At 40.9% G+C, this 21,966-nt stretch carries 11 protein-coding genes; 6 read left to right on the forward strand and 5 right to left on the reverse strand.

Annotated features, from left to right (window positions below):
- Positions 1 to 10: 10 nt before the first annotated feature.
- Positions 11 to 730 carry a metallophosphoesterase gene (locus DI077_RS03680; RefSeq protein ID WP_109020764.1) on the forward strand — a complete coding sequence of 240 codons (720 nt, stop codon included), beginning with the start codon at positions 11 to 13 and terminating at the stop codon, positions 728 to 730.
- Positions 731 to 733: 3 nt separating this feature from the next.
- Here the strand turns inward: DI077_RS03680 and rocD are convergent, their stop codons facing one another.
- Complete coding sequence (gene rocD / locus DI077_RS03685; protein ID WP_109020763.1) at positions 734 to 1,927, reverse strand: ornithine--oxo-acid transaminase; 1,194 nt, start codon at positions 1,925 to 1,927, stop codon at positions 734 to 736.
- Between the two features lie 194 nt (positions 1,928 to 2,121).
- Between rocD and DI077_RS03690 the strand changes: the two genes are divergently transcribed.
- From DI077_RS03690 to DI077_RS03700, 3 genes are all read left to right on the forward strand, one after another.
- A complete protein-coding gene (locus DI077_RS03690; RefSeq protein WP_109020762.1) occupies positions 2,122 to 3,381 on the forward strand; it encodes an AfsA-related hotdog domain-containing protein in 1,260 nt (419 codons plus the stop codon).
- 87 nt (positions 3,382 to 3,468) lie between these two features.
- Positions 3,469 to 4,236, forward strand: coding sequence for an SDR family NAD(P)-dependent oxidoreductase (locus DI077_RS03695; RefSeq protein WP_109020761.1), 768 nt, complete (start codon positions 3,469 to 3,471; stop codon positions 4,234 to 4,236).
- Between the two features lie 97 nt (positions 4,237 to 4,333).
- Complete coding sequence (locus DI077_RS03700) at positions 4,334 to 9,976, forward strand: AAA family ATPase (protein WP_109020760.1); 5,643 nt, start codon at positions 4,334 to 4,336, stop codon at positions 9,974 to 9,976.
- 321 nt (positions 9,977 to 10,297) lie between these two features.
- Here DI077_RS03700 and DI077_RS03705 read toward each other — a convergent pair whose 3' ends face one another.
- The gene (locus tag DI077_RS03705) at positions 10,298 to 11,935 is read right to left on the reverse strand and encodes a 7TM-DISM domain-containing protein (protein WP_109020759.1); all 1,638 of its coding nucleotides are present in this window, start codon (positions 11,933 to 11,935) and stop codon (positions 10,298 to 10,300) included.
- Positions 11,936 to 12,087: 152 nt separating this feature from the next.
- Here DI077_RS03705 and DI077_RS03710 point away from each other — a divergent pair, with 152 nt between their 5' ends.
- Positions 12,088 to 13,476 carry an SBBP repeat-containing protein gene (locus DI077_RS03710; protein WP_109020758.1) on the forward strand — a complete coding sequence of 463 codons (1,389 nt, stop codon included), beginning with the start codon at positions 12,088 to 12,090 and terminating at the stop codon, positions 13,474 to 13,476.
- Positions 13,477 to 13,677: 201 nt separating this feature from the next.
- Here the strand turns inward: DI077_RS03710 and DI077_RS03715 are convergent, their stop codons facing one another.
- Positions 13,678 to 14,844, reverse strand: a complete 1,167-nt coding sequence (locus DI077_RS03715) for a YheT family hydrolase (protein WP_423241758.1) — start codon at positions 14,842 to 14,844, stop codon at positions 13,678 to 13,680.
- A gap of 497 nt (positions 14,845 to 15,341) precedes the next feature.
- On the opposite strand from DI077_RS03715, the gene DI077_RS03720 reads away from it, so the two are divergent.
- Complete coding sequence (locus tag DI077_RS03720) at positions 15,342 to 16,424, forward strand: integrase core domain-containing protein (RefSeq protein ID WP_109020756.1); 1,083 nt, start codon at positions 15,342 to 15,344, stop codon at positions 16,422 to 16,424.
- A 631-nt stretch (positions 16,425 to 17,055) separates the two neighbouring features.
- Here the strand turns inward: DI077_RS03720 and DI077_RS03725 are convergent.
- Positions 17,056 to 17,523 carry a hypothetical protein gene (locus DI077_RS03725; protein ID WP_109020755.1) on the reverse strand — a complete coding sequence of 156 codons (468 nt, stop codon included), beginning with the start codon at positions 17,521 to 17,523 and terminating at the stop codon, positions 17,056 to 17,058.
- Positions 17,520 to 21,545: a peptidoglycan DD-metalloendopeptidase family protein gene (locus tag DI077_RS03730; protein WP_135354902.1), complete on the reverse strand. Its 4,026-nt coding sequence runs from the start codon at positions 21,543 to 21,545 to the stop codon at positions 17,520 to 17,522. The genes DI077_RS03725 and DI077_RS03730 overlap by 4 nt, the downstream gene beginning before the upstream one ends.
- Positions 21,546 to 21,966 lie beyond the last annotated feature (421 nt).

Genomic DNA, 21,966 nt, shown 5'->3' on the forward strand with positions numbered 1-21,966 from the left:
ACGAAATATCATGACAAACATCATTTCCATAGGCGATATTCACGGCAGATCAGTTTGGAAAAATATAAATCCTGCCGAGTTTGAAAAAATCGTATTTGTAGGTGACTACGTTGATTCTTACGATCTTTCGGACGAAGAAATCATTCAGAACCTGGAAGAAATCATTCGGTTCAAATTGACGAACTTGGATAAGGTGGTTCTTCTTTTGGGGAATCACGATCTGATGTATTTATATCCGAAAGTTCCCAATTTCTTTATGGGCGGGTATAGAAATAGTTATGCTAAACCATTACAGTCGATATTTCTAAATTCGGTTTCTTTATTTCAGATCGCATATCAATACGATCATTTTCTTTGGACCCATGCGGGAGTGAATCGCGGTTGGTATGAAGCCAATCTAAAGACTATAGAAGGGATTCAAAAGGAAAATAACATTCAAAATTTCGGTGCGAATGTATTGTCTGTTATGTGGGAAAAGGGATTTATCAACGAATTGGCTTCGATCGGGCCCATTCGGGGGGGTAGGGAGAGATACGGCGGTATTTTTTGGTCCGATTATATGGAAAATTTGGATTCTGAAAACGGTGCTTTTTTGCCGGGATTCCACCAAATCGTCGGTCATTCCCGTCTTCCGGATATAGAAACTCTCAGATCTTTGGACGGGCATTCTTCCGTCACTCACATCGATTGTTTGGACCGAAGAACTAAATTTTATCAAATAGAGATTTGATTCTTATTTCAAAACTTTTTCAAATCCTTCCACAGCAAAATCAATCTCTTCTTTGGTGATAACAAGCGGAGGAGTAAATCGGATCACAGTATCATGGGTATCTTTGCACAGGATTCCTTCTTCGGCAAGTTTGAGGCAGATGGAGCGGGCGGAAACAGTCAGTTCGATCCCGATCAAAAGCCCCATTCCCCGCACATCTTTGATCAGAGGTGAATTGATCTTTTTGAACTTTTCCAAAGCATAAATCCCCAATTCTTTCGATTTGGAAATCAAATCTTCTTCGAGTAATATCTCTAATGCTTGTTTTGCGATAGCACATCCGAAAGGATTTCCCCCGAATGTGCTACCGTGGCTCCCCGGTTCCATCAGTTCCAGGATATGTTTGTCTCCTAGGACAGCTGAGATGGGATAATACCCTCCGCTGAGGGCTTTCCCGATTGTGATCAAATCCGGTCTTACCGATTCCTTTTCAAAACAGAATCTTTCCCCGGTTCTTCCTAGTCCCGTTTGGATTTCATCTGCGATAAACAGAATATTTGCTTTTTTGCAAATGGACTCGACTGATTTTAAATAAGTGTCGGGTGGAATGAGAACACCTGCTTCCGCTTGGATGGGTTCAACAAGAAAAGCTACTGTATTTTTGGTAATCGCTTTTTCCAAAGCGGAAGGATCACCGAAAGGGATGATTTTAAATCCGGGAGTAAAGGGGCCAAAATCTTTTTTATAGGCTTCTTCCGAAGAAAAGGAAATCAATGTAGTCGTTCTGCCGTGGAAATTATTTTCGCAAACGATGATTTCCGCCTTATCCTTTTCGATTCCTTTGGTGCGATACCCCCAACGTCTTGCGATTTTAATCGCTGTTTCTACCGCTTCGGCACCCGAATTCATCAGCAAAAACATATCTTTTCCACTAAATCGATGTAATGTTTCGTATAACAGCGGTAATTTGGTATTACGGAAAGCTCTTGACGTTAAACTCAGTGTTTTAGCCTGGGTTTCTACGACCTTTATGAGTTTGGGATGGCAGTGTCCCTGGTTCAGAGCGGAGTAGGAGGCAAGGCAATCCAGATATTTATTGCCCAGTATATCCCAAACCCATGTTCCTTCGCCTTTTTCCAGAACTATATCCAGTGGAAGGTAATTGGGAGCACCGAAGGATGATTCCAATTCTAAAAAATGAGCAATAGATTCGGTCATAGATACAAATAATTTGTTAAATCGATAATAGGAAATGTTTATTTTAAAGTTTATATGAAAGTTTGATTACGAAAAAAATAAATAAAATGTTAAATCGTTTTTATCGTAAAATATGAAATTTATTGACAAGGGAGGGTCGTTTAAAACCATTAATATATTAAGTTTTTAGAATATATTTCGTCTCCTATATAAAAATGATAAGTCCGAACAAAATTGAAATTCCAAACACCATTCCTTTAAGCAAAATTTACACAAGAACGTTTTTTCAGGAAGATTCACTCGTATCCAATATTCGTAGAGCTCTACAAAGGGAAATTCCCGTAGATATATTCGAATCCAAGGTAATTCCCGCGATTACCATCCAAGAAAGAATTTTTCTATCGAATTACTATGAAAAACGGAACGGGGTCAACGGCCTTGTTTACAGTTTGAAAAGCATTCCTTTGAAAATAAGTATCGAGACTGCGGAAACGATTCTTGGGGAAGCGAACATTGATGAGGAACAGAAAAAATTCTTATTCAATCTCTATATCTTGAACGAAGAAGAAGGGAAATATATCTTAAAAAGCACAGTAACGGAAGCGGATGAAATAAAAATCCTGCAGATGTTCAAACAAAAAGCGTTTCATATCAGAAATGTGGAAAAGGCTATGATCTCAGAGATTTTAGAGAGAATACCCGATGTTCCCAAAAAAGATACTTTCTTTGCCAATCTTTATACTCCTCCTACTCATAAGTTCTTCGCTCCTCCCAATCTGAAACATATATCGGGAATGCAGATCACTGAAGCTGCAAGGCAGTTCGGCATCGCGTGTCATCATATCTACGGTCGTGTTCCTTTTGAAGGAGTAACTTTTTTGCTCCAATACTTGAACGCTGAATTTTTCCAATACGCGAAATTAAACATGCCAATCAAGATGAGAACCATTTTGAAGGATGTGAAATACAATAAGGAAAAACAATGGAATTCTTCTTCGCTTGAGATCACCGTTTATCAGGAAAACGTAGAGATCAGTAAAGTCTGTATGGCTGCTACGATTCTTCCTTTGAAGGTTTATAAAAGATTAAAATCGGGACAGGAAGAAGTATATGAAATCGATCCTAGGTTCCGTTTGATAGATAAGTTTAAGAACAATATTTCGATTCGTGATAACGGTAAGAAGTTCGTTTGTACGATAGAAAACATGTCTCAGAACGGTTTTATGGTGAAGGCTTCCGGAAAACATCCCGGAGATCTGAGTGATCGGGACAATCTCGAATTTTTTATGCATTTTGATATCGCGGGTTTTGTTCATGGCAAATGCAAATTGTTATGGGTAAAAGAAGATGATCATAATGAAGACACGTATTTTGCGGGATTCGGGATTGAGGAGATTTCGGAACTGGATGCCGAAAACCTGAAAGAAAGTATCGCCCGTTACGGAAGACTGATCGAAGAAAGAGAGATCTTTTAAACCAATCGATTTTAAAATAGGAAAATACGGATTTTACGATTCAATCATTTAGACCGGCACTTGAATCAAAATAGATAAGGAATGGGAATGAAAGGGATCGAAGGAAAAGTAGTCATCGTCACCGGAGCAACTTCCGGTTTGGGAAAAGAAATCGCACTTCAGTTCGCGAGAGAAAAAGCAAAACTTGTAATCTGCGGAAGAAGAGAGAAAGAAGGAAATGAGACTCTTGCTCTCGTTCGTTCTTTGGGTGCGGAAGCGGAGTTCGTCAATTGTGATATTTCCGTTCCCGAACAGGTAGAATATCTTGTTCAAACGGCTGTTAGGAGTTACGGAAGGCTCGATTTCGCGATTAATAATGCAGGTTTCGCGGGAGTGATGAAGCCGATCACCGAATATCCGATTGATGTTTGGGACAATGTAGTGAACGTAAACTTGAAAGGCACATTCGTTTGTATGAAATACGAATTGGAAGCTATGCTTAAGAATCAATCAGGTGTGATCGTGAACGTATCATCCGCCATCGGGCTTCGGGGAAAGGAAAATATTTCCCCTTATTCCGCTACAAAACACGGAATCATCGGACTTACCAAAAGTGCCGCTTTTGAATACGGTCGTTTTGGAATCAGAATCAATGCGCTCTGTCCTGGGGGAATTCGTACGGAAATGGACGATTTGTTCTATAAAAATTCTCCCGATCCGGAAGCTCTTCGCAAGGAAAGGATGAAATCCTATGCATTGGGAAGAATGGCGGAAGCGAGCGAAGTGGCAAGAGTCGCCACTTGGCTGTGCAGCGAAGATTCCTCTTTTGTTACCGGCGCGTCGATCCCTGTTGACGGAGGGAAAACGGCAAGATAAAACACTGCGTCAATTCTGAATCAAATCCATCTTTAGAAGTTGATTTTTGTAAGCCTAATTACGATTATTTCCTTTCATAAGCTCTGGGAGAGTTTTGATGCTAAAATTGGCAGGGTATACCGCTCTAAAGGAAATTCATTCGGGGAAAAAAAGTCTTGTTTACCGAGGGGAAAGATCGAGCCAACCTGTAATCGTCAAAATTTTAAACCGGGACTATCCCGAGCCTCACGAATTAAACCGTTTCAAACACGAATTTGATATTTTACAAAATCTAAAAGTCCCCGGAATTCCCAGACCGCTGGGATTTGAAAAATATAACAATTCCGTCGCTCTCATCTTGGAAGATATGGGAGGAGAGGCACTTTCCTTCACATATAAGGATAACGATAGTTATAGTCTGCTGGAGTTTTTGAATATCGCCTTGAAAGCAAGCAAGGTTTTGGAAGGAATTCATAAGGCAAATATCGTTCATAACGATATCAAAGCGCAAAATATAGTTATAAACCAAAAGACCGGCGAATTATGTATTATCGATTTCGGTAGCTCTACTTTTTTGACTCAAAGAAATTCGTTTATTCCTTTGAATCAATCCTTTCACGGAACACTTGCCCATATTTCTCCCGAACAAACGGGGAGGATGAATCGCACTGTCGATTACCGGACGGATTTTTATTCTTTGGGCATCACTTTCTATCAGATGATGACCGGCGAACTACCGTTCCAGTATGCGGATCCCATGGAAATGGTTCATGCACATATTGCAAAAACCCCCGTCTCTCCTTATGAGAAGAATCAAAGTCCAAAAGTAGTTTCTAATATTATAATGAAATTGTTGGAAAAAAACCCGGAAGACAGATACCAAACCGTATCCGGGCTTGTTTATGATTTGGAACAAGTTGAAAAAGTTCTGAGACATGAAGGAATCAGATCGGTTCAAAAACTGGAAATCGTTGTCGCTTCCAAAGACCATTCCGGTAAATTTCAAATTCCTAAAAAACTTTACGGAAGAGAAAAAGAAGTCACCCGAATCATTGATACGTTTCATAATGTGGCAAGGGGCAATCTGGAACTCATCCTGATTGCGGGAAGATCGGGGATAGGAAAATCGGTTTTAATCAATGAAGTGAACAAACCGATCGCGGAATACAAAGGTTATTTTTCGTCCGGGAAGTACGACCAATTAAAACGTTCCATTCCCTATCGGGCCATCACTCAAAGTTTTCAAAAATTAATCCAACAGATCTTAGCGGAAAGCCAAGATTCGATTTCCATTTGGAAAGAACATATTCTCAAAGCTCTAGGCCCTAACGGAAGGGTGATTATAGAAGTGATTCCGGAATTGGGAACTTTGATCGGTGATCAACCTGAGATCGCTTCCTTGGATGCATCGGAATCTCAGAACAGGTTTAATTTCGTATTTCAAAATTTCATCAAGGCATGTGCAAGAGAAGAACATCCGATCGCCATCTTTTTGGACGATTTACAATGGGCGGACACTCCGAGCATTAACCTAATACGCGCTATATTGTCTGATCCTGAAATGAAACATCTGTTTTTGATGTTGTCTTACCGGGATAATGAAGTTCTGCCTACGGATCCATTCTCCATTCTTTTGGATGATTTGAAAGGAACCGGATTTTATCATCAAAAAATAAATCTGAATCCTTTGAGTATCCAAGATATCAATTCGCTTGTTTGCGATACTCTTTTTTGCAACAAAGAAGAGTCTTTGGGGCTTGCTGAAATTTTACATTCAAAGACAAAAGGAAATCCTTTTTATGTGAACGAGGTATTCAAAAGCCTCTATGATAAGGACTTGATTGTTTATAAAAACAATCAATGGGTTTGGGATATTCAAAAAATCAGAGATGTGAATATCTCCGGAAATGTGATCGATCTAATCGTAGAAAAGATCAAGGAACTCCCCGAATCAAGAATCGAAACTTTGAAGCTAGCCGCATGTATCGGGAGTTGGTTCAAACAGGAAGTTTATGCTTCGATTGTGGGAAAATCATTGGAAGAGGTCAAAGCTGATTTGATCGAACTTGCCAACGATGAATTTCTTCTATTGAGTGAAACGGATGTTAACTTTGTCCATGACAAAATCCAGGAAGCCGCTTATTCCATAATTCCCGAAGAAGAAAGGGAAAGGATACATTATCATATAGGAAATTCCTATCTGAAGATGATTGATGAATACCGGTTGGAAGATCATATCTTTACGATTGTCAACCAATTGAACCAAGGTATCACAAAAATCAATACGGCCGAAGAAAGAATCCACTTACAAGAGTTAAATGTGATGGCGGGAAACAAGTCGTTGGCATCTTCCGCTTATGAAGCTGCCCTCGGCTTTTTTCAGGTGGCAGTGGAATTTTTACCTGAGAATTCCTGGGAAGCACGATACGATTCCACTTTGAAATTGTATACGAATCGTGCCCAAGCAGAGTATCTTTCCAAAGAATACGACGCGGCGGAAAAAACCTTCGATATCATATCCGCGAATGCAAAAGACACATTGGATAAGATACAGATTTTCGAATTGAAATCTTCCATGTACGTAAGCCAAAATAGAATGTTGGACGTACTTGAAATTCTAAAACAAGCTTTGAAACTTTTAGGTTTGAACTTACCTAAAAGTCCGGGCGAACTCTCTCCTCTTCCGGATATCATACTTTTTAAATTGAAACTAGGCAAACGATCCATTTCCGATCTCGCCAATCTTCCCGTATCCGAAGATCGAAATTATCTAGCCATTATGCGCTTGTTAAATGCATGCATTGCGGCATCTTTCCTCGCGCAACCTGCTCTTTTTCCGGTAATCGTACTTAAGATGGTGCGGTTGACTTTAAAACACGGACTTTCTCCTTTGAGTCCATTCGGATTTGCCGCTTTCGGAATGATCCAAGGGTTCGGGTTGGGCGATTTCGACGCAGGTTATGAATTCGGAAAATTGGCGGTAACCTCAGTCGATAAGTTGGATGCAAAGGCGTTCAAATGCAGAACTTTATTTCTATTCGGATGTATGATCAGTCATTGGAAGTTTCATGCCAAAGAAGGAGTTTCTGTCTTTCAAGAATCCTTTCAATCGGGCATGGAAACCGGTGATTTGCAATATGCCGCTTACTCTTTGAATAATATTCATTTTCAGGCATTATTACGAAGACAGAACCTGGACGAACTTGCAAGTAGTTTTGATAAATTCGAGTCCTCCTTGTTTTCTTTGAAACAAAGTAACGCCTATCAGGTTTTTCAATTGAATCGTCAGATCGTTTCCATTTTAAAAGGCAGTTCTGAAAATTTACTTTCGTTAGATGGTAAGTATTTTTCCGAGTCTGTCATCGCTGTGGAATGGCAAACTTTAAAAAATGCAAATGCATTGTTTGATTATTACGTATGTAAGGCGAGACTGGACTATCTGTTCGGGGATTTGGAAAAAGCATACGAATATTATTTATTAGGCGAGCCGTTTGAAGGCGCAATGTTCGGAATGATGTTTATCCCTGAACTTGTATTTTTCGGCTCGTTGATTTCCGCTTCTCTTTTGAAAACCGGCTGCAATCAAACTAAGAAAAAAGAATATAGAAAACAAATTGATAAAAATCAGAAAAGATTTAAAAAATGGGCGAAGAGTTCCCCCTATAACTACGGGCACAAATTTTATATTATCGAGGGACTTGTCGCCGAAATAGAAGGGAATGCAAAAAAGGCCCTTTCCTATTGGAAAAAGGCGATCGGGCTTGCAAAGGAAAATGATTATACTTTGGAGGGTGCGATCGCGAACGAATTTTCCGCCCGCATTCTTCTCAGTCAGGGCGAATCAATGTATGCTAACGTACATTTGGTGGAAGCACATCATCTTTATCGCAAATGGGGCTGTGATCCCAAGGTAAAGGAACTGGAAGGGAAATATTCCTTTCTTAAAAAATATTCCAAACGAAGTATAAATGATCCGATGGAGACCTTTACACTTACAAGTACTACCAAAGAGGTAACAAGCACTTCCGATAGTTATTTTGACCTGCATACGGTAATCAAAGCCTCTCATACCATCTCGGGAGAAATCCAATTGGGTAGGCTTTTGGAAAAGATGATCAAGATTCTTTTGGAGAATGCGGGAGCGGAAAGGGGATTTTTCATTTTAAAGGATGAGTCCAACTGGTTGATTCAAGCGGAAGGCAAATCCAGTACCGGTCAAGTGGAAGTGCTGCAGGCAAAGACCTTGGATTCGTTGCAATCCAATCAGACGGATGTTTCGCAATTGGAACTTTCTCCGAATATTGTCAATTATGTGATTCGAACCAAATCGGTTGTGATTTTGAACGATGCTTCTCACGAAGGTATGTTTGTAACCGATTTTTATATAAAATCCAAATCACCGAAATCAATTCTCTGTTATCCGATTATCAATCATGGCAACTTGGTTGGAGTCGTTTATCTGGAAAACAATTTGACGACCGATGCGTTTACACCGGATCGGATCGAGATTTTGAAATTACTATCTTCTCAAATTGCCGTTTCCATCGAAAACTCCATTCTTTATGCAAATTTGGAAGAAAAGGTAAATGAAAGAACTCAGGATTTGAATGATGCTTTAACGGAAGTTCGTGGGTTAAAGGAACAGCAGGACGGGGATTATTTCCTAACTTCACTTCTCATCGAACCTTTGGCACAAAACCATACCGCTTCGCAGGCGGTTTACGTGGACTTTTTGATAGAACAAAAGAAAAAATTCCAATTTAAAGATTGGAAGTCCGAAATCGGGGGAGATCTCTGTGTAGCCGCCAATTTGGAGTTAAGAGATCGCAAATACACAGTTGTATTGAACGGAGATGCGATGGGTAAATCCATCCAAGGAGCGGGCGGTGCACTTGTACTTGGTTCCGTATTCGAAGCGATTTTAAAAAGAGGAAGGGACACCGCTGAAAATAGAAATTTATTCCCCGAAAGATGGCTTAAGAACGCATTTATAGAACTTCATCATACGTTTACAACATTTGACGGATCCATGTTAGTTTCGATTTTTCTCTGTCTGATTGACGAAGAAACGGGATTTCTTTATTTTATGAATGCGGAACATCCCAGACCTGTCATTCTCCGGGACGGGAATGTAAGTTTTCTACCACATAACTTATTCTATGCGAAGTTGGGGATGTTGCTTACCAAAAAAAGAAAAAAGAAAATGCAAATCTCCACTTACCAATTGCAGAAAAACGATGTTATGATCATAGGATCGGACGGTAGGGACGATTTGTATCTTGGAACGGAAGACGGTTATGATAAAATAAACGAAGATGAAGAATTATTTCTCAATACGGTTAAAGAGGAAAAAGGAAATATTCGAAGCATCTTGGAATCCATTAAAACAAACGGACAATTGATTGACGACCTGTCATTGATTCGAGTGGAATTCAAAGGACGGCCGGATCAATCGAATCACGAATTAACGAATCATACTCATGCAGCTTATGAAAAAGCCGTCGCTGAATTTGAAGCGGGTGATTACCAAAGAGCGCTTTTCTATGCGATTCCTTATAGCGATTTCAATCCTTCCAATGAAGAATGTTTGTTTCTAATTTCCAGTTGTTATCTTCATTTGAATCAATTGGCATTTGCAATTGATTATGCGGAAAGATTGAGGCTAAGAATTCCCGATCATGAGAATAATTTAAAACAATTATTGTTTATGTACAAAGAGGTTGGGGATTTCGAGATGGCGGATAAATTAATTCAAAGTTGATTCTTGTTATTCGGGCGCCATTTCCGGCTCTCCCTTGACGACAACGCTCGCTTTGCTGGTCGATCCGGGGTGATGGATTTATTATTTGTTGTTGGAGATTTTTCTGGGGTTCAAGGAAGGAGAAAAAATAAAAGAGAATCTTTGGTAGATAACCAACTCTTCAAAAATGGAAGGGTTGCTACAGAGACATTTTCGTCGAGAAACAAGCTCATATCTCAAAATTTATGTTAAGTTATATTAACAAGCTCTCTTTGATTGAATAATTTAATGATCATCTTGTTTAAGATTATAGTTTTTGAGAGGCTCAATTCTTCTTTTGTTTTATGATATGTCCTCTCTGATTGCGATTTGTTCCTTTCTATAGTCCACTGGAGCAAGGTCGGTAAGTTGTTTGAACACCCGATTGAAATTTGTGCGAGAGCCAAAGCCGCACTCGAAAGCAATTTCAAGCAGATTCATATCGGAGGATTCTTTCATCAACTTACAAGCTTCTCTTACGCGGTATTCGTTGACCAATAGGGAAAAGGAAGTATTCATCTCTTTATTGAGAATCGCGGAAAGTTGGTCGGATCTGATACCTAACGTATGTGCAACGGTGGTAAGACTCAAATTTTCTTCCAGATAAGGTTTTTCCCGTTCAAAGTATTCGGCCAGATTTTCCAAGATCCGGGTTACATTCAGGCTACGTACCCGTTTTTCTCTTGCAGACGAAGCAGGGAGTTTCATGAGTTCGTTTACTTTTTCCCGCAAATCATCTCTTTCCTTTCTCAAATTACGATAACGGACGATCTGCGAAATCGTAATGACCAATATATCTATAGGGAATGCAAATAAGTGGGAATATAATGTGAATGTATTATACGGTAATAATTTCATTACCATAAAAAAATTGATAAAGTTGGAGACTGCGATGACTAACCACGAAGCGAGAATATAAAGCACCCAGAAACGTTTATAACGTAAACACTGAATGACTCCTGCTGTCATCAGGAGATTTCTTACAATCATAACTGCATTTGCTACTTGAACAACTGTATGGTTGCGTAATGGAAAAAAGAAAGATATGCTGAGAAGGCCTACTACAGAGATGAAAATACGAAAAGCAAAGTTCAAGCGAGGAGAAAAATCCCGCAATTGCAGATAATTTGTTAGGAAAAGTGCAAAGAATATTTCGAAGAGTAAGGCGAATACGAATTGCATTTTATTCTTGCACCAAACGGAGTCCGGCCACAGGAGTCGGGAGGCTTCTCCTGAAAAACAAAAAGCCCATAGGAAAATGAACAAAACCGCAAGGCTAAGATAAATTTCCATAAAACCGCTGAGAGTCGGATTGAAGCGAACTTGAAAGATTAAAAAAATAAGAAAGAGTCCGATGAAAATCAAATGGATCATTGCGGTTAGATTTTTTTCCGCTCCGAATTCTTCCGGTGCGTACAATCTGACAAAGAAAGCCAGATGAACATCGGCTTGAATCCGAATGTAAAGAGTCCCCGTTTCCTGCGGCGATAGTACGAATTCGAAAGCAGGATAAGATGTGTTAGAGTTCGGAGGCAATGGCCTATAATCTCCGGTTGCAAGCGATTGAATATTGCCGTTCGTTACCAAAAAAAAATCGACGAAATCCAAACGGTTGTTACGCAATGTAATGTACCAATTCGAAAGATGGGTCGGATTCGTGATATGGAGTCGCAACCAATAGACATTTGTGGAAAACCCTTGGTCGAATACCGGCTTGCCATTTCGTTCCCAACCGGCTGTATCATTTCGGATTTCCGAGAGATTTGCTTCTGTAGGCGCAACTTTGTATTCAACTTCCCGGGAAACATTCAAAATCGAACCGAGATCTTCTAATATAATTCTACCGTCTTGTGCTCTTGCCGGACGTTCCGTACTACAATTGAAAAGGAAAAAAAATGCGAAGAGGAACGCGAACTGAAATTTCACCGAAAAAACGTGCATAGGGATTCGTACGAAGAATTGATACTAGGAAACCGTGTATTGTTAGTGGCCGCAATTCGATTTTGTCCGAATTTTCTTTCCAAATCATGATCCGGTACGACGGAACCGCTCGGATGTTTTATGATCGAGTATGTGATAAGAAAGGAATTTAGATGAAATCAATTAACAAAATCATGATATTCGCATTATTAGTCTGCCAGTTTACATTTTGCGTGCCAGCGGAAACAAATAAAAATCTTTTTTACCTTGTGTTCTTTTTTTTAAACCAACCGATTACTCCTGCAGCTCCGGTGGAGACCACCCCATCTACCCTTACGAATAGCGGTACTAAAGATTGGATTCGACAATTGGGAGTGGCAGGAGGAAGCACCAGTGCGACCGGAATCACAAGCGATAGCTCCGGTAATGTATATACTACCGGTTATACGAACGGGAGTTTAGACGGTCAAACTCTAACAACTGCCGGATTCAACGATCTCCTTATTGTGAAATACGACGGTAGCGGAAATAAACAATGGACCCGTTTGTTGGGAGTCGCAAGCAGTACTACTATGGCGTATGCGATCACAAGCGATAGTTCCGGTAACCTTTATATAACCGGAGAAACATACGGTAATCTTGACGGACAAACCATTACGGGGACATCGGATCTATTTATAACGAAGTACGACGGTAACGGCACGAAACAATGGACTCGTCTATTAGGTGTGTCAGGTAACAGTGTCAATGCGCGCGGGATTACAAGTGATAGCTCCGGTAATGTATACGCGACCGGTTCCGTAAATGATGCCTTGGACGGGCAGACGAAAATAGGGCCAATGGATCTATTCATAACGAAATACAACAGTACCGGCACCAAACAATGGACCCGCCAATTCGGAGTTACAGGCAGAAGTACCAATGCGACCGGAATTACAAACGACGGTTCCGGCAATCTTTATGTGACCGGATTTACAACGGGCGCCCTGGACGGGCAAACACTTGCGGGAACACAGGATGCGTTCGTGGTAAAATACGACGGCAACGGCACGAAACAATGGACACGTCTTTCGGGAGCTGCGAGTAAGAGCAGTGAGGGGCGGGGAATCAGTTCGGATGGTTCCGGAAATGTTTATGCAATCGGTAATACGAATGGCGCTTTGGATGGCCAGACATTGACTGGAATCCAAGACCTGTTCCTGGTGAAATACAGTAGTAGCGGCACTAAATTGTGGACTCGTCAATTAGGGGTTGCAAGCAAAGTTACTAACGGGCAAGGGATCAGTACGGATAGCTCAGGTAATGTATATGCGACTGGTTATACAAACGGAACATTAGACGGTCAGAATTTAACAGGGGCTAATGATCTATTCATTGTGACCTATAATAATATCGGCACAAAACAATGGACTCGGCTCTTGGGAGTCGCGAATAAAAATACATATGGGTTTGGAATCACTAAGGACGGTTCCGGTAATGCGTATGCCTCCGGTTATACGGATGGAGGCTTGGATGGGTCACTTTCGGGAACGCAAGATCTATTCGTTGTGAAATACAAATGATTTTGACCTGGTTTAAAAAATTCTAAAGGCAAAAAGGCGAACTTATTTGAAATTTTTTTTTAGGTTCAGCAAAGCAGCTAGACGAAATGGGGTTTTTGTGTTAGGTGGAAAGCGGCAGCCCACGAGCCACACCCCCCAACCCTAAACAGGGCGGGGGATTTAAAAATTCCAAAACGAACTATGTCGCATCTCACGGGATAGTTACTTCTTTTTCTTTTTTCCCGCAACCTTTCTCGTCGTTTTTACTGTTTCCGTTTGTTTCAGAACCGCTTGGAAGTATTCTCCCAGAACCGAATCCGACCAAGAGTTTGCAAATAGACCTTCGAAATAAGCAACATGGCTTCCCCGTTTTGTCTTCACCAGTATGGAATGTTGTAAGGTGGTAAGCCAATGCAGATTTTCCATCACATTCATATATACGCATATGGGATCATCTTCCGAGTTTAGAATCAAAAGGGGAGTTTTGATGTTTTTAGCAACATTGATCGGATTCGAATTCAGATAGTATTCTTCTTTCGATTTATAACCCGCAACATGATGAAGTCTGTCTTGGAATTCGCCCATTGTTTTTGTATTCATGACTTCGGGGAAACCTTTCAACTGAGACAGGCTTTCATAATGTTTTTTCAAGAAATAATCAATGAGCCTTTGTCCCATGATCTTGCTGTACATCGGATGGATTCTGTGGAATGCCTTTTCTATATCGTATGCAGGTGAAATGGCAACCGCCGCTTTGAATTTGCTTTTTAGTCCCGATTCTCCCAGATATCTTGCGAGTAGTCCCGAGCCCGCGGAAATTCCTACACCAAACAAAGGTGCATTCGGAAACTTTTTATGAATATGATCCAATTGTTTTTTCAGATCGGAAGTGGAACCCATCGTATTGATCTGAGGTTTTGTCAGAGGCAATGATCCGTGTCCTCTCCGGATGCATACCACGGCGATCCAGTTCAATTCGGATGTTATGTACCGAACTGTGTTTTTTACATCCTGTTCATCGCCTGCAATCGTATGGAAGATAACAACGATAGGAGTCCGGTCCTTAGATTTAATGTTTGTTATGCCGGACCAGGCCAGGCCGGTAATTCCTCCGTCCTTCATTCGAACTTGTTCGATTAGATCGTATTTGTATTCTTTGGATCGGAACTCCCGGAATAGCAATACTACCAACATAAGATGCCGATTGAAACACCAGAAAGTCGGACGATAAGGTTGCAAAAGAGTTTTGCACTCGGAAATGATTTTTTGATTAAACGAGTTAGTTACGAAAAACAATTCAGGAATATGGATGACGACGAGAAGATAATATCCCATGAAAATTGCGAAAAACAAAATGAGTAGAATGACGATTAGAAAATTAAGATCCAAAGATGACTCCGAAAATCTAAGGATATTGGATAAAGTTTTTTAGGGAATAATAATATTATCCTGCCTGTGGCCTTTCTTGGTCGTAGAAAAATATGTGTCGTATTCTTACATTGAAGAATACCGGGGGCTGGGGCACCTCGGATGTATTAGATAAATATGGGATGAATCTAATCTCCGATCGAGCTTCGGCCGTCCTGGCCTCGCCACCGCGAGAAGTGCTTCACTCACTTTTAAGAGTAGAATAGGGACCTATTTCTTGTTATTCGGGCGCCATTTCCGGCTCTCCCTCGACGACAACGCTCGGTCGATCCGGGCGATGGGCTTATTATTTGTTGTTGGAGATTGTTTTGGAGTTGAAGGAAGGAAAAAAAATAAAAGAGAGTTTTTGAGAGATAACCAACTCTTCAATGATTGAAGAGTTGCCCTAGAGCCATTTTTGTCAAGAAACAAGCTCATCTTATAAAATTTATGTGTACCATTAACACACGATATCTTTTATGCTGATCAAAGTGATTATAATCTTTTCTACTTTCTTATTGATTCCTCTCTTATACCTCTTTCTGCAATTTTCTTCCACAGTCGTCTTACTAGAAAATATGTTCCTTCGAACCCAGCTTGTCGCCTACAAAAGGAAATACAAAGTCTTCCATACTACTCCTTGGGAACGATGTAAGTTAGTTATGCTTTCTTATCTAAGCTCAGAATGGAAGACCTCTCTTATACTCGTTACTCCAAATACTCTCATTTCCTGGAGAAAGAGAAAATGGAAACTCTTTTGGAATCTCCTTTCTTCGGCAAAAAGATCAGGAAGACCTATCATTCAATGGGATCTAATCAAACTTGTCCGCAAAATTACAAAACAAAATCCCATCTGGGGTGCGACCAAAATTCATGGAACAATGATTAAGCTAGGGTTTTTGATCTCGGAAAAATCGGTTTCCAAATATATCAAAACCCTCCGCAAATCACCTAACCCTAGGAAAAGGCTTGCTTGGAAAAACTTCTACGCTCTACATTCCGATTCTATGATCGTTTCTGATCTCTTTACGGTTTTCTCGTATAACTTTAGGGAAATATATAAAGTCATATTTTTTATGGATTTAGAAACAAGACAAATCCTTCATTTCGACATAACAGTCAAAACTTCAACTAGATGGGTCAGAAAAGTTATTAAAGTTGCACTCAGAAAAAAAGGTCTGAAGAATACTTCTTATGTCCTTACGGATAACGACACCTTATTTGGTAGAAAATTCTCCCGCTACCTCGAAAGACTTGGTATCAAACATAAGAAAACAGCCGTTCGGTCACCTTGGCAAAATGGTCACGCGGAAAGATTTGTGAAAACTTGTAAGGAAGAATTCTTGGATTATTTTATTCCTTTGAATGAATATCATCTTAGAGTGAAGTTGGAAGAATTCATACATTTTTATAATCACAAAAGAACTCATCTTGCCTTGCAAAAGGACACGCCTATATCTTCACTTACTTTGCACAAACCTAGAGACGGAGATTACAAACTCGTTTCTCATCCGGTCCTTGGCGGACTTTATCATACTTATTCGTGGGAAGAAGCAGCCTAACACAAGAAATCGCCTTATGACTGTTCAGTCATCTCGGAATTTAGATCCTTTCAAAGGGAAGGATCATCTATACCTATTTGAGTCAAGATTCATGAAAATAACACAAGCTAATCAGTTGAACTTTGATATTTTTCTCCCAAACTCTTTCATTGAACCAAAATTCCTCCAGTTTAGCGGACATTTTGTCCGCTATTATAGTTTTTACGAGGCTCAGCGCGTAACCTCCGTGTTACGACGCACGAGCTTCGGCCGTCCTGGCCTCGCCACCGCGAGAAGTGCTTCACTCACTTTTAAGAGTAGAGTAGTGAGTTACTTCTTGTTATTCGGGCGCTGTTTCCGGCTCTCCCTCGACGACAACGCTCGGTCGATCCGGGCGATAGGCTTATTAGTTGTTGTTGGAAATTGTTTTTGAGTTCAAGGAAGAAGAGAAAAAAATAAAAGAGGATTTTTGAGAGATAACCAACTCTTCAATGAGTGAAGAGTTGCCCCAGAGCTATTTTTGTCAAGAAACAAGCTCGTTTCTCAAAAATTATCTTACTTCATAGAGGTTATATTAACAAGCTCTCTTTTATTGAATAATTCAATGATCATTTTGTTTAAGATTATAGTTTTTACGAGGCTCATCTAATTCTTAGTTCGTGCTGCTCGCATCCTTTTTGAAAAAATTGTACATGTCTTTATAGGAATTTTCGGAATCGTCTATTGGTGCTCTTATATAGTAAGATTCAGGCCAAGTTTCGCTAAACGACTTAGGTTTAATTACCCTCAGGGTATCGTTATCGGTAAACTGTATTTGGAATTCTTGTATTCCTTGTTGTGGATTCTTCGAGAATAAATTAGCCGTATTTTTCTCAAAATAGAATCTATCGAAAAGATATTTCTGTGAATAATCACCAGAGGCATTCCAAACGATTATTTTATCATTATTAGGAAAAAAGATTAAATATTGTCCTGAGAAAGAATTAGGATCAAATCTTTCTAGGCCAGAATTAATTTTGTGAATCCAGATTCCGTCTAGTTGATTAAAATTCCTATTGGATTTTTGATCGCAGTTACCCACAAATAAAATTAACAGAACTGCAAACACTTTGCTTCTCATTTGATTCCCTCTGATCCAGTTGGATTTACAGTGTTCCATTTAGTAAAGCTCCCAACGCCATAATGTAAATGCGGTTTTACTTTTGTCCAATTTCCATTTTTATCTGTATAGCCACCAGTATCCCCTGATAACCCGATTTGATCACCTCTTTTTACGCTCTCATCCTGCTTAGTAACATTAATTTTAGAAAGATGCGCAAATAAAGTTTCAACGCCATTTTTATCCTTTATGATAACATGATTGCCCCAAACATGTTTATTATTTTTATCTAAAAATAACTTTGAAACAGTGCCTTCACTGATTGTGCTAGGAATTGGGGTACCTATAGGAACGCTAAAATCTGTTCCGGCATGAAATCCTCCGTTAATGCCAGGTCTCTTTCCGTATTCAGAACTAACTTTAGCGTTTAGCGGAATGATTGTTCCATTCTCAAGTCTATAGACAGAAAGATTACCAGTTTTCACTTCAGTTGATGAGTTCAAGTCCACTACAGAAGTTTTCTTTATATGATCTCCTTCCAATTGAGAAAGACCCGCCATTGCTTTTTTATAATTTTCAGGTGTAACTTGGCCAGAGTCTAAAGCTTTCTTCAATTCACTTCTTGAATTATCTAATGAATCTAAGAAATCATCTTTTCTTCCATTTCCTGATTTAGGAGTTGTAGATCCAGTATCTCCCTCACTACTTGTTCCCCCGGCTGCATCAGGGGCGCGAACACTTACAACTCCAGTTTTGATTTCTCCATCATAGCTATCTTCCCTTCTTCCCGCTCCCGCAATGACATCAGCGCCTTCATTAGCCTGTGCTTCCTTCTGCTTAGCCGCAGCTTCCGCATCAGCGTCCTTACCGGTAGGATTCATTTGTTTGTTGAGATAGTCGTTCTGCCACTGATCAGTTAAGAAGTTAGTATTCGCTTGGAATCCTGTTTGTGAGTTCCATCCGCCGGCAGTAGTCCCACCCGCAGCATTGGCATTTACCGTTAAGCCACCGTTTTGTGTGAGTTCTAAGAATCCACCAGAACCATTCATGGCACTATCTGCATTTGTATAGGATACGTTTGCATTGACCCCAAATCCCGCAGTCTGACTATAGCTGAGTCCTCCCGAGACTCCGTTGGCAATACTTGTCCCCACATTGACTCCCATGCCTCCCGACTGACTATAGTTTAACGCTAGACTGTTTCCGTTTTCTGATGCGATTCCAACGTTACCGCCAAACCCGTCATTCTGTGAATAATTGAGTCCTGCGGAGATTGCGCCTGTTTGAAGAGCCAGTCCGACTGTAGCTCCTCCTTTCTCAGAGATACCAGCAGTGACCGCCGCAGGACCATAACCCACACCAACACTAGCACCAAATCCGTTGTCTGCACTGTAAGACAACCCAACAGTTACAGACCCGCCTGTTACACTTCGAGTAACAGCCCCGAGAGCACCACCGGCAGCTCCGACTAACGCACCTTGTAGTCCGCCGCTAGCTGCTCCTTGAGCCGCTCCGAGCGCAGCACTTGCAGCAACAGCTACATAGAGAGATGCTCCACCTGTAAAAGGTGCTAAGGCCACAGCCGCAATCGTAGTTACGATTTGGAATTCTTTAGTCTCATAGAATTTCTCCTTAGGCTTACTCATCTTGTCGAGTTGTTGTGAAATAGCCCAGGCTGGAATGCCGGTTGCTTCCGCGATGGCATTGGTAGCTTCTTGTTTAACGAAGTCTTTCACCGCGTTCTTCATGGACTTTCCGCCGACAAGACCGGATATGAGTCCTGCAGGAAGACCAGTTGCCTCAGCGATCGCTGAAGTGATGGCACCGTTTACTTTCTCTGTTACGACTGATTTAAAACTCTGCGCTATACTTTGCCCACTGGATGTCCCGGAGAGAACATCAAACAAGAATCCTTTGCTTTCTTTCTCCGCTTCATTTGCTTTGAACTTAGCTTGGATGTCTTCTATTGTTCCTTCTAGGTATCTGCTAAAAGCTCCCGTTGCAGCGGTAACTTCGTTACTCGCAAATGTGGTACCTACACCATTGAGTTCAAAACTATGACCCATGGCACCGAGTGAGAAAGCTGCCGGAACGTTGAGATCTTGCGTTCCATAACTCATCTCAATCGGAATCCCTTTGATGTTCACTGTTCCTTTGAGTTCTCTGGAACCTAAGTTTCTTTGTATTGGATTCGGAACCGCTTTGATGGAAGACCAACTCTCTCCTTTGCTCACCCCAACACCCATTCCTGTTCCTTGGGTAAAAGTATACTTCGATTGTTTGTAATTGTCCCGGAGTCCACCCATATTCGGGTTATAACTCTTGCTAAAATCTCCCTCCAATCCCTGGAAGCTGGTTAGGAAATATTTGCTGGTTCTATTATATGTCTCGATGTTCTGAGCTTTGATATCTTCATTCTGCGCATAATAGGCTTTTGTCTCTTCCGTCTTATCACTGAACTGTGCAAACATAGAATCCATGTTAGTGGCCATGTTGTCTACGAATGCTGCCACTTGGGATACTTTGTCAGCATCAAACTCTGTATTCATCAGAGTATCGATTCCGAGTGTATCTACTCTTAGAGTTCCCGGATCAAACTTTGTATTGATCTCTATGTTTTGAGCCATAAACAAAGGAGAGTAGCTGGAATCCTGCATGGCGTTCCCTGCGATCTTAAAATCTCCGCTGTGGATGGATCGGGAACCTACGATATAGTCACCTTGGATGCGGAATTCATAGCCTTCTTTTCTTAAGTAGGCGTATTCGTCGCCTTGTGAATATTTGAGGAACAGTTCTTGTCTGAGAGTCTTACTTCTAGCTTCATTCTCTTCAATAAATTGTTGAGAGTATTCGTCTAAGTATTTGGCTATGGCGCTGTTGGCTGCGTAGTTCAGTGCTTGGCCCGAACCGCCTAGTAGGGCACCTAGGTTCTTGATATCATTCTCGTTGGTTACGAGAGAATTCATATGGGAGAGTAGACCGTCTACTTGCTCTCTGGTTTCTTTGAGTTCTTGGTTGGATGCATTGATAGCTTCAGCGATCTCACTTCCATCGGATACGGATGTAGGAGCACCGCTCTCTATGGCAGCAATCATCTCAGCGAGACCGTCGAGTAGTTCGCCTTTGAGATTTTTATTCGCCAGTTGTTCGGATTGTGCGAGTAATTGGTTTACTAGATTTTGGGATTCAGTTCCTTTTTGGACTAAGTTTTGTGATGTAGCAAGTAGACCTTGGATTTTATCGTAAGCCTCACTTGATTCTCTGATTCCATCAATTTGGTTCTGACCTTGTTTGATTTGTTTGGCAATGGATTCCGAGTCATCGAAACTTTTGCTGATAAGGGAATCTTTGTAGTTCAGGAAGGAATTTTTAGTATAGCTAAGAGATCTGGAAGAAACCTCTTGTAGCATAAAATCCCCAAGTTTCTCATAATTATCCGTGATGATAGACCTAGCTTCCGCTTTTTTAGCTACCGCCTGTTGTGTATAATACGCTGCTTCGTCGAACTTGCCTTTCTCCTCGAATTCTTCCGCTAGTTTGAGGAAGTCATCTGCTTTCTTGAAGTATTGCTCAACGTCCGAGAGTATCTTGTTTTCTTTTGCCAATACTTCTTTTTGGAGTGTGTTCGCTTTCTTCGTATCGTCCCTTACGTCTTGGTAGAGCGCGAGAGTGTTCCTGTCTCTGGCAGCTCTGGGGATAAATCCGAATTTGCCATCGTCTCCACTCAACTCATTGTTCCAATCCACTTGCCCTTGCCTGGAAGCATCTATGTTGGCTTGTACGGATTCGAATTCTTCTGCACCATACCCTGCTTCGCCAAACATTCCTAGAATGTTTTGGATTCGTAGAGTTGCGTCCATTTCGCTAGAGGTATAACTTTCCGTTCTGGCATAGGAATCGATGAGTTTTTGGCTTACGACTGCACCCGCTTCTCCCAGTTGGATTTCATTCGCCTTCCCGTCGACTGCTTGGTCTAACAACTGATTGGAATAGCCGTATTGGTAATTGTTCCAAAGCTGGCGGGAGCTATCGTCGTTCCGCACTCCCCGCTCCTGTGCGCGTAACCTCCGTGTTACGACGCACGAGCTCCGGCATCCCTGCCTCCGCCACCGCGAGAAGTGCTTCACTCACCTTTAAGAGTAAAATAGAAAACTATTTCTTGTTATTCGGGCGCCATTTCCGGCTCTCCCTCGACGACAACGCTCGGTCGATCCGGGGCGATAGGCTTATTAGTTGTTGTTGGAAATTGTTTTTGAGTTCAAGGAAGAAGAGAAAAAAATAAAAGAGGATTTTTGAGAGATAACCAACTCTTCAATGAGTGAAGAGTTGCCCCAGAGCTATTTTTGTCAAGAAACAAGCTCGTTTCTCAAAAATTTATGTTACTTCATGGAAGTTATAACTTATGTCTTATATTAACAAGCTCTCTTTTATTGAACAACTCAATGATCATTTTGTTTAAGATTA

It is taken from the genome of Leptospira kobayashii (assembly GCF_003114835.2).
Lineage (GTDB): Bacteria > Spirochaetota > Leptospiria > Leptospirales > Leptospiraceae > Leptospira_A > Leptospira_A kobayashii.

What these genes read in the sequence shown, in the direction of transcription:
- DI077_RS03695 (WP_109020761.1), top strand. Translation starts at nt 3,469, where the DNA reads ATGAAAGGGATCGAAGGAAAAGTAGTCATCGTCACCGGAGCAACTTCC.
- DI077_RS03720 (WP_109020756.1), top strand. Translation starts at nt 15,342, where the DNA reads ATGCTGATCAAAGTGATTATAATCTTTTCTACTTTCTTATTGATTCCT.
- DI077_RS03700 (WP_109020760.1), top strand. Translation starts at nt 4,334, where the DNA reads ATGCTAAAATTGGCAGGGTATACCGCTCTAAAGGAAATTCATTCGGGG.
- DI077_RS03710 (WP_109020758.1), top strand. Translation starts at nt 12,088, where the DNA reads ATGAAATCAATTAACAAAATCATGATATTCGCATTATTAGTCTGCCAG.
- DI077_RS03680 (WP_109020764.1), top strand. Translation starts at nt 11, where the DNA reads ATGACAAACATCATTTCCATAGGCGATATTCACGGCAGATCAGTTTGG.
- DI077_RS03725 (WP_109020755.1), bottom strand. Translation starts at nt 17,523, where the DNA reads ATGAGAAGCAAAGTGTTTGCAGTTCTGTTAATTTTATTTGTGGGTAAC.
- DI077_RS03705 (WP_109020759.1), bottom strand. Translation starts at nt 11,935, where the DNA reads ATGCACGTTTTTTCGGTGAAATTTCAGTTCGCGTTCCTCTTCGCATTT.
- rocD (WP_109020763.1), bottom strand. Translation starts at nt 1,927, where the DNA reads ATGACCGAATCTATTGCTCATTTTTTAGAATTGGAATCATCCTTCGGT.
- DI077_RS03690 (WP_109020762.1), top strand. Translation starts at nt 2,122, where the DNA reads ATGATAAGTCCGAACAAAATTGAAATTCCAAACACCATTCCTTTAAGC.